The following is an 8,438-nucleotide window of genomic DNA, read 5'->3' on the forward strand; positions in this document are numbered from 1 at the left end:
CATCGTCCAAGCCGCCCTCGTCCTCACCCACCACGAACACGGCCGAATCCACTGAGATCACCTCAATGGAAATCGGACGTCGAAATTCCATTGAATTTGCGTCCACCCGTCGGCACCGGCACCGGCACCGGCGGGGGTGGAGGGGTCAGCTGGTGGCTCGGTCGATGGCTCCGAGGGCCATCGAACGCAGGAGGCGGGACATCGCCCGGGTGTCCAGGTGCGCGCTGTAGGGGGTCGAGTTGATCAGGCCGAACACCACGTGCGCGGTCGCGCGGGCGGTCGGGCGCGGGAGTTCGGGACGGACCTGGCAGAGGACGTCCACCCACACCTCGACGTAGCTGCGCTGCAGTTCGCGGACCTTGTGCCGGTCGGTCTCGGCGAGGCTGTCCAGGTCGCGCATGTGCACGGTGATCAGCGCCGGGTTGTTCACCGCGAACTCGACGTGCCAGCGCACCAGGCGGTCCAGCGCGTCGCTCGGGTCGGCCGCCTCGCCGACGCGGTCCTGCCCGCCGCGCAGCAGCCGGTCGCTGATGCCGGTCAGCAGCTCGGCCAGCATCGCGTCCTTGCTGCGGAAGTGCCGGTACAGGGCGGGCCCGGAGATGCCCACCGCGCTGCCGATGTCGTCGATGCCCACCCCGTGGAAGCCGGCGCGGGCGAACTTCTCCGCCGCCGCGGCCAGGATCTGCTCGCGGCGGGACGGTTTGGCTGCATCGGTGGACATCGGTGTCGATGCTAGACGAAACCCGTTAGTCATCGTTAACATCGGTCGCGTTAACGATGACTAACTCCGGCGGAAGGTGTGCCCCGCATGGATGCGCCCGCCCTGCGCACGACCGCGGATCCGGACTCGGCGGAGTTCGCCCGCTACACCGAGCAGCACTCGAAGCTCGTCGACGACCTCAACGCCCAGCTCACCCGCGCCCGCCTCGGCGGACCGGAGAAGGCCCGCACCCGGCACGTCGAGCGCGGGAAGCTGCTGCCCCGCGACCGGGTCGACGCGCTGCTCGACCGCGGCTCGCCGTTCCTGGAGCTGTCCCCGCTGGCCGCGCACGGCCTCTACGACGACGAAGCGCCGTCGGCGGGCATCATCACCGGCGTCGGACGGGTGTCCGGCCGCGAATGCGTGGTGGTGGCCAACGACGCCACGGTCAAGGGCGGCACGTACTACCCGATGACCGTCAAGAAGCACCTGCGCGCGCAGGAAGTCGCGCTGCACAACAACCTGCCGTGCCTGTACCTGGTGGACTCCGGCGGCGCGTTCCTGCCCAGGCAGGACGAGGTGTTCCCGGACCGCGAGCACTTCGGCCGGATCTTCTACAACCAGGCGACGATGTCCGCCCGCGGCATCCCGCAGATCGCCGCGGTGCTCGGCTCGTGCACTGCGGGCGGCGCCTACGTCCCGGCGATGAGCGACGAGGCGGTGATCGTCCGCGAGCAGGGGACGATCTTCCTCGGCGGTCCGCCGCTGGTGAAGGCCGCGACCGGTGCCGAAGTGACCGCCGAGGAGCTGGGCGGCGGCGACCTGCACTCCCGCACCTCCGGCGTCACCGACCACCTGGCCGAGGACGATGCCGACGCGCTGCGCATCGTCCGCGGCATCGTCAGCACCCTCGGCCCGCGCACGCCCCGCCCGTGGGACGTCGCGCCGGTCGAAGCCCCGGTGGCCGACCCCGACGAGCTCTACGGCGTGGTCCCGACCGACAGCCGCACCCCCTACGACGTGCGGGAAGTCATCGCGCGGATCGTCGACGGCAGCCGGTTCGCCGAGTTCAAGCAGGAGTACGGCCAGACGCTGGTCACCGGTTTCGCCCGCATCCACGGGCACCCGGTGGGGATCATCGCCAACAACGGGATCCTGTTCAGCGAGTCGGCGCAGAAGGGCGCGCACTTCATCGAGCTGTGCGACAAGCGCTCCATCCCGCTGGTGTTCCTGCAGAACATCTCCGGGTTCATGGTCGGCAAGGAGTACGAGGCCGGCGGCATCGCCAAGCACGGCGCGAAGATGGTCACCGCGGTGGCCTGCGCCAGGGTCCCCAAGTTCACCGTGGTCATCGGTGGTTCCTTCGGCGCGGGCAACTACTCGATGTGCGGCCGGGCGTACTCGCCGCGGTTCATGTGGATGTGGCCGAACGCGCGGATCTCGGTGATGGGCGGCGAGCAGGCGGCTTCGGTGCTGGCCACGGTCCGCCGCGACCAGCTCGACGCGCGCGGCGAGGACTGGTCGGTGGAGGACGAGGAGTCGTTCAAGCAGCCGATCCGCGACCAGTACGAGAACCAGGGCCACCCGTACTACGCGACGGCTCGCCTGTGGGACGACGGGGTCATCGACCCCAAGCAGACCCGCTCGGTCCTGGGCCTGGCGATCTCAGCGGCGGCCAACGCCCCGCTCGAGGACATCTCCTACGGCGTCTTCCGCATGTGACGTCGCTGGTCAGGACCCGTGAGCACTTTGGGTCGCTATAGCACCCCAAAAGACTCACGGGTCCTGACCAGGCAAAACCTAGTCGTTCGGCGAAGCGAAGGGATGACGATGCAGCACTTCGACGCGGTGCTGGTGGCGAACCGGGGAGAGATCGCGGTCCGGGTGATCCGGACGCTGCGCGAGCTGGGCATCCGCTCCGTAGCGGTGTTCAGCGACGCCGACCGCGATGCCCGGCACGTCCGCGAAGCCGACACGTCCGTCCACATCGGACCGAGTGCGGCCGCGGAGAGCTACCTCAACAGCAAGCGGATCCTCGACGCCGCCCGCAGCACCGGTGCCCAGGCGATCCACCCGGGCTACGGCTTCCTGGCCGAGAACGCGGCCTTCGCCGAGGAGTGCGCCCAGGCAGGCATCGAGTTCATCGGCCCGCCGGCGACCGCGATCGAGTCGATGGGCGACAAGATCCGCGCCAAGCAGACGGTCTCGGCCGCCGACGTCCCGGTGGTGCCCGGCCGCAGCGACCCGGACATGACCGACGCCGACCTGCACCAGGCGGCGCTGGACATCGGGTTCCCGGTGCTGATCAAGCCCTCCGCCGGCGGTGGTGGCAAGGGCATGCGCCTGGTCCACGACGAGTCCGCGCTGGACGACCAGATCGCTTCGGCCCGGCGGGAGGCGCGCTCGGCGTTCGGTGACGACACGCTGTTCGTGGAGCGCTTCGTCAGCCGCCCCCGGCACATCGAGGTCCAGGTGCTGGCCGACGCGCACGGCAACGTCGTGCACCTCGGCGAACGCGAGTGCAGCCTGCAGCGCCGCCACCAGAAGATCATCGAAGAAGCGCCGTCGCCGCTGCTGGACGCCGAAACCCGCGCCCGCATCGGCACCGCAGCGGTCAACGCCGCCCGCTCGGTCGGCTACGTCGGCGCGGGCACGGTGGAGTTCATCGTCTCCGCGGACCGGCCGGACGAGTTCTTCTTCATGGAGATGAACACCCGCCTGCAGGTCGAGCACCCGGTCACCGAGCTCGTCGCCACCGTCGGCGGTCGGCGCGGCATCGACCTCGTCGAGCAGCAGGTCCGGGTCGCGGCGGGCGAACCGCTGCCCTGGACCCAGCAGGACATCTCGCTCGAGGGGCACGCGGTGGAAGCCCGCGTCTACGCCGAGGACCCGAGCCGCAACTTCCTCCCGACCGGCGGTGACGTCCTCGCCGTCCACGAGCCGTCCGGCCCCGGCGTGCGCGTGGACTCCGGTGTCCGCCCGGGTGCCCGGGTGGGTTCGGACTACGACCCGATGCTGGCCAAGGTCATCGCCTGGGGCCCGAACCGGGCCGACGCGCTGCGCCGCCTGGACAAGGCGCTCGGCGACACCGCGGTCCTCGGCCTGCAGACCAACGTCGCGTTCCTGCGCGCGCTGCTGCAGCACGACCAGGTGCAGGCGGGCAGCCTAGACACCGGCCTGGTCGAGCGCGAACTCGACGCGCTGATCGCCGAAAGCGCGATCACGCCCGACGAGATCTACCTGGCGGCAGCCCTGGAACGCCTGCTGGCGGCCGAACCCACCGGTGCGAACGTCGACCCGTGGGACGTCCCAGACGGCTGGCGGCTCGGCGAACCGGCCTGGAGCACCTGGCGCTTCGCGGCCGACGGCGGCGAGGTCGAGGTCCGCATCCGCGGTCGGGCCGCCGACGCCCAGGTCTCGATCGAGCCCGCCGACGGCGAATCCGCGAAGGAAGTCGCGACCGACCGGGCCTCGGCCGAGGTGCACGGGGACGTGCTGACCGTCGCCCACCAGGGCCGGACCCGCCGCTACCGGTTCGCGCACGTCGACGGCACCACGTGGCTCGCCGCCGACGGCCGGACCTGGGCGCTCGCCGAGCACCAGCTGCTCGCCGACCGCGGCGGCGCCGGCGGCCGCTCCGACGGCACGGTCACCAGCCCGATGCCCGGCACGGTCCTGGTCGCCGACGTCACCGCAGGTCAGCAGGTCAGCAGCGGACAACGCCTGTTCGTCGTCGAGGCGATGAAGATGGAGCACACCGTCACCGCCCCGATCGACGGAACCGTCAGCGAAGTGCACGCCAGGAAGGGGCAGTCGGTCGGGCTCGACCAGCCGCTGGCTGTCCTCACCCCGTCGAACCAGTCATGAACGACCGGGACAACACAGGAGGCCCGACGATGGTGGACCACCGGCTCAGCGAAGAGCACGAAGCCCTGCGCGACAGCGTGCGGACCTTCGCCCGCAAGGAAGTAGCCCCGGTCATCGGCGACTACTACGAGCGGGAGGAGTTCCCGTACCCGCTGGTGCGCACGATGGGGGAGATGGGCCTGTTCGGCCTGCCGGTCCCCGAGGAGCACGGCGGCATGGGCGGCGACTACTTCGCGCTCTGCCTGGCCTTGGAGGAGCTGGCCCGCGTCGACTCCTCGGTGGCCATCACCCTGGAAGCCGGCGTCTCGCTGGGCGTCATGCCGATCTACCGCTTCGGCAACGACGAGCAGCGCAAGACCTGGCTGCCGAAGCTGGCCAGCGGCGAAATCCTCGGCGCCTTCGGTTTGACCGAACCGGGCGGCGGCTCCGACGCGGGCTCAACCCAGACCACGGCGGTGCTCGATGGCGACCAGTGGGTGATCAACGGTTCGAAGGCGTTCATCACCAACTCCGGCACCGACATCACCGGGCTGGTCACCGTCACCGCGGTGACCGGGAAGAAGCCCAACGGCGGCAAGGAGATCTCCACGATCATCGTGCCCTCCGGCACCCCGGGGTTCACCGTCGCCAAGAAGTACTCGAAGGTCGGCTGGAACGCCTCGGACACCCACGCGCTGTCCTTCGACGACGTCCGGGTGCCCGCGGAGAACCTGCTCGGCGAGCGGGGCCGCGGCTACGCGCAGTTCCTCGCCACGCTCACCGAGGGCCGGGTCGCGATCGCCGCGGTCGGCGTCGGCCTCGCCCAGGGCTGCGTGGACGAGTGCCTGCGCTACGTCGACGAGCGCGAGGCGTTCGGCCGCAAGATCGGTGAGTACCAGGCGATGCAGTTCAAGATCGCCGACATGGAGCTGCGCGCGCACACCGCGCGCCTGGCCTACTACGACGCGGCCTCGCGGATGCTGCGCGGTGAGCCGTACAAGAAGCAGGCCGCGATCGCGAAGCTGGCCTCGTCGAACGCGGCGATGGACAACGCCCGCGACGCCACCCAGATCTTCGGCGGCTACGGGTTCATGAACGAGACCCCGGTCGGCCGGTTCTACCGCGACGCCAAGATCCTGGAGATCGGCGAGGGAACCAGCGAGGTCCAGCGAATGCTCATCGCCCGGGAGCTCGGCCTCCCGGCCTGAGCCCCCAGCTGAAGCGAATCCGACGCCCCACCGGCCCAACGGTCGGTGGGGCGTCGGGGCCAGCCCTTCGCCCGACCACCGCCCCTCAAGGTGGCGCTTCGCGCCGCAGCCATCTAGACCCGGAAGATCAGTGCCGGAAGCGGTTCTGAGGCACCGTGATCTCCTCGGTCTGCTCGACGTCGCCGTAGGCGTCGTGCCGCACCGGCGGTTCGGAGACCGGCTGGAAGTGCTTCTGGGTGTCTTGGTCCGGCCACATCGGGTCCGCCTGCGGAGCGCCGTACTCGACCGGAGCCGCGTAGTCGTCCACGACGGTGTACTCGTCCGGAGCAGCGTGCTCGAGGGGAGCTGAGTACTCGGCCGGAGCCGGTTGGTGCATCGGTGCCGCTGGAGCGGCTGCCGCGTTGTCCTCCTCCAACGCGAGGTGCTGCATCACCCAGTCACGGGCGAGCGCGGCCGGTGAGGTGCCCTGCTTGAACGCGAGCTCTTTGAGCCGCTCGTTGGCCATCAGGGGCAGGCGCAGTTGGTAGACCTGCGCGGCGCCGAAGCGGCGACCGGACCCGGTGGACTCGACGCTCTCCTCCGGGGCCAGCGCAGCCAGGTACGACTCGAACTCGTGATCGGGTTCGGCCGGTTCGGCCGCCTTCTGCCGACGGCTGGTCTTGGTTCGTCCTAGAGCCACGGGCCCCACGATAACGGTTGGGTTGCGAAGCGCGAACTGCTGTGACCCCAGTCACCGTGCGTGGCAGCTGCGTCGCGGGCCGTGAAAAGCGGAGGGCCCCCGCGTCAGGGGGACGAACGCGGGGGCCGGAGGGGATCTCCACAGGTGCTGACCGGGGGTGTGTCAGCGACCCGATTGTGGCACGTGGCGAGGCCCTTTGGGGAGCTTTTGGCGCACGATTCGTGCGTCCGGCACCTCCGGGGCGGGCCCGCTCGGCGGTCTCGCGCAACGGTTCGAGGTGTTATCCCGCGAACCGCGACCCCGGCGAGGGGTTCAGTTCGCGCTGGGCCAGTCGGTGATGGTGTAGCCGGCCTCGGTGATCGCCGCGGTGGCCGCCTCGCGGCTGAGCTCCTGCTCGCTGGTGACCGACACCCGTCCGCTGTCCACCGACACCTGCACGTCGGTGACGCCGGGGAGCTCGGTCAGCTCCTCGGTGACCGACGTGGCGCAGTGGCCGCAGGTCATGCCACTGACGGTGAACGTTCGACTGCTCATGTGCGTTCCTTCCTGATGGGTCCGCCCCGAACCGGCGGTCGGGGCAACTCTGCCGTTCGTCCAGTGTGGACGATCAACGCGGGTGACCGGCGCAGCGCGAAGATCCGAAGTGGATCGTCACCCCCGAGCGTGATTACTCTGCGTCGAAGTCAAATCACTCTCTGGGGGGCTGCGGGTGTGGACAACCTGTGGATAGCCTGCGCCGGGAACCCGAGGCCGGGGAGGCGTCATGTACGGGTCGCTGGACGTACGGAAGTTCTTGTGGCAGCAGGAAGACGGACACTCGCGGCAGTCGGCCGCGGTGCCCGCTCCGAGAGCTGGTGAGCCCTCGCGGATCTCGCCGGACCAGGTGCACAAGGCCAGGATGGCGGTCGCCCGCGGTGCGGAGAGCGCCGAAGATTGCAGACTCCTGCTGGACATGTTGGGATTGGCTCCCGACGACGACGGACAGCCGCCGGTCACCCGCTGACGGGTGTCGCGCGGAGGCGTCCGCCGGTGGGCGCGACGCCCAGGGCGACGTAACTTCCGGTGGTGTCGTAGATCAACCGTTCGTGGGGCGGGTCGCCCGGACGAGCGGAATCCAGAGCGGTCGCCACCTGTCGGAGCCGGGCTACAGCAGTCGGCAAGCCGGGATGCGCATCGCGCCGGGCTGCTGCGCGCTCGCCAATAGGTCCGAAGGGCCTCTTCATCTGGATCTGTTGCGCGGTGCTCGTCGGGGCAGTGCGCCGCAGATCCCGAAAATCGCTCAAACCTGAGTCCCAGGTCACATTTTTAGATCTTGAGCGATTTGTCGGTTTCCAAGCCCGGAGCGAGCCTCGTCGGGGCACTGGGCGCGCCTCGGCGTGTGCTGGGGCTTGCTGCCGCGAATGGTCGAAATCGGCAGGTCAAGGCAGTAGTCTGGCGGGCGGGCGAGGGTCTCGGGGCGGGCGCTCGCGGGGGTCGTTCGGCTTGAGGGACCCCCCTGTTGCAAGCCCGCTTGAGGCATGTCGTAAGCTTTTCTCAACGCCAACGGAGCGGACCTGAAAAGGGAAAGCCGGTTGGAGGCAAGGCCGGGTCGGTTCCGAATCGGCCAAGCCCCCATCGTCTAGCGGCCTAGGACGCCGCCCTTTCAAGGCGGTAGCGCGGGTTCGAATCCCGTTGGGGGTACGAACAACTGAACAGAGAAGCATGGCCCAGTGGCGCAGTTGGTTAGCGCGCCGCCCTGTCACGGCGGAGGTCGCGGGTTCGAGTCCCGTCTGGGTCGCCAAGGCGTAACGGTGCAAACCGGACGCTATCGGCCAGGTAGCTCAGTTGGTACGAGCGTCCGCCTGAAAAGCGGAAGGTCGGCGGTTCGACCCCGCCCCTGGCCACCGCTCAGAGCTGCAAAACGCCCCCACCGGGTTCGGTGGGGGCGTTGTTGGTGTCAGGTGCCGGTCTACAGGTTGCCCTGCCCGGTGGGGCGATCCCATGAGTTCTGTGGCGCGGCGGGGTC

General features: G+C 69.7%; 7 protein-coding genes and 3 tRNA genes. 7 read left to right on the top strand and 3 right to left on the bottom strand.

Annotated features, from left to right (window positions below; all coding sequences use genetic code 11):
• Window positions 1-145: 145 nt before the first annotated feature.
• Window positions 146-721, bottom strand: a complete 576-nt coding sequence (locus tag ABTZ89_RS31290) for an SACE_7040 family transcriptional regulator (protein ID WP_351051496.1) — start codon at window positions 719-721, stop codon at window positions 146-148.
• Window positions 722-808: 87 nt separating this feature from the next.
• On the opposite strand from ABTZ89_RS31290, the gene ABTZ89_RS31295 reads away from it, so the two are divergent.
• The 3 genes from ABTZ89_RS31295 (at window position 809) to ABTZ89_RS31305 (ending at window position 5,754) form a co-directional block, all read left to right on the top strand.
• Window positions 809-2,422 (top strand): carboxyl transferase domain-containing protein, encoded by a 1,614-nt coding sequence (locus ABTZ89_RS31295; protein WP_351051499.1) that lies wholly within the window; start codon window positions 809-811, stop codon window positions 2,420-2,422.
• Window positions 2,423-2,524: 102 nt separating this feature from the next.
• A complete protein-coding gene (locus ABTZ89_RS31300) occupies window positions 2,525-4,567 on the top strand; it encodes an acetyl-CoA carboxylase biotin carboxylase subunit (RefSeq protein ID WP_270950120.1) in 2,043 nt (680 codons plus the stop codon).
• Between the two features lie 29 nt (window positions 4,568-4,596).
• Window positions 4,597-5,754, top strand: coding sequence for an acyl-CoA dehydrogenase family protein (locus ABTZ89_RS31305; protein WP_270950121.1), 1,158 nt, complete (start codon window positions 4,597-4,599; stop codon window positions 5,752-5,754).
• A gap of 127 nt (window positions 5,755-5,881) precedes the next feature.
• Here the strand turns inward: ABTZ89_RS31305 and ABTZ89_RS31310 are convergent, their stop codons facing one another.
• The gene (locus ABTZ89_RS31310) at window positions 5,882-6,433 is read right to left on the bottom strand and encodes a hypothetical protein (RefSeq protein WP_270950122.1); all 552 of its coding nucleotides are present in this window, start codon (window positions 6,431-6,433) and stop codon (window positions 5,882-5,884) included.
• A 312-nt stretch (window positions 6,434-6,745) separates the two neighbouring features.
• A complete protein-coding gene (locus ABTZ89_RS31315; protein ID WP_270950123.1) occupies window positions 6,746-6,967 on the bottom strand; it encodes a heavy-metal-associated domain-containing protein in 222 nt (73 codons plus the stop codon).
• A gap of 229 nt (window positions 6,968-7,196) precedes the next feature.
• Here ABTZ89_RS31315 and ABTZ89_RS31320 point away from each other — a divergent pair, with 229 nt between their 5' ends.
• From ABTZ89_RS31320 to ABTZ89_RS31335, 4 genes are all read left to right on the top strand, one after another.
• Window positions 7,197-7,436 (top strand): hypothetical protein, encoded by a 240-nt coding sequence (locus ABTZ89_RS31320; RefSeq protein ID WP_270950124.1) that lies wholly within the window; start codon window positions 7,197-7,199, stop codon window positions 7,434-7,436.
• A gap of 604 nt (window positions 7,437-8,040) precedes the next feature.
• A tRNA-Glu gene (locus ABTZ89_RS31325) sits at window positions 8,041-8,113 on the top strand.
• Window positions 8,114-8,136: 23 nt separating this feature from the next.
• A tRNA-Asp gene (locus ABTZ89_RS31330) sits at window positions 8,137-8,213 on the top strand.
• A 29-nt stretch (window positions 8,214-8,242) separates the two neighbouring features.
• Window positions 8,243-8,316, top strand: a tRNA-Phe gene (locus tag ABTZ89_RS31335).
• Window positions 8,317-8,438: the final 122 nt, after the last annotated feature.

Origin of the sequence: Saccharopolyspora sp. NPDC002686, assembly GCF_040295745.1 — a bacterium.
GTDB lineage: Bacteria > Actinomycetota > Actinomycetes > Mycobacteriales > Pseudonocardiaceae > Saccharopolyspora > Saccharopolyspora oryzae.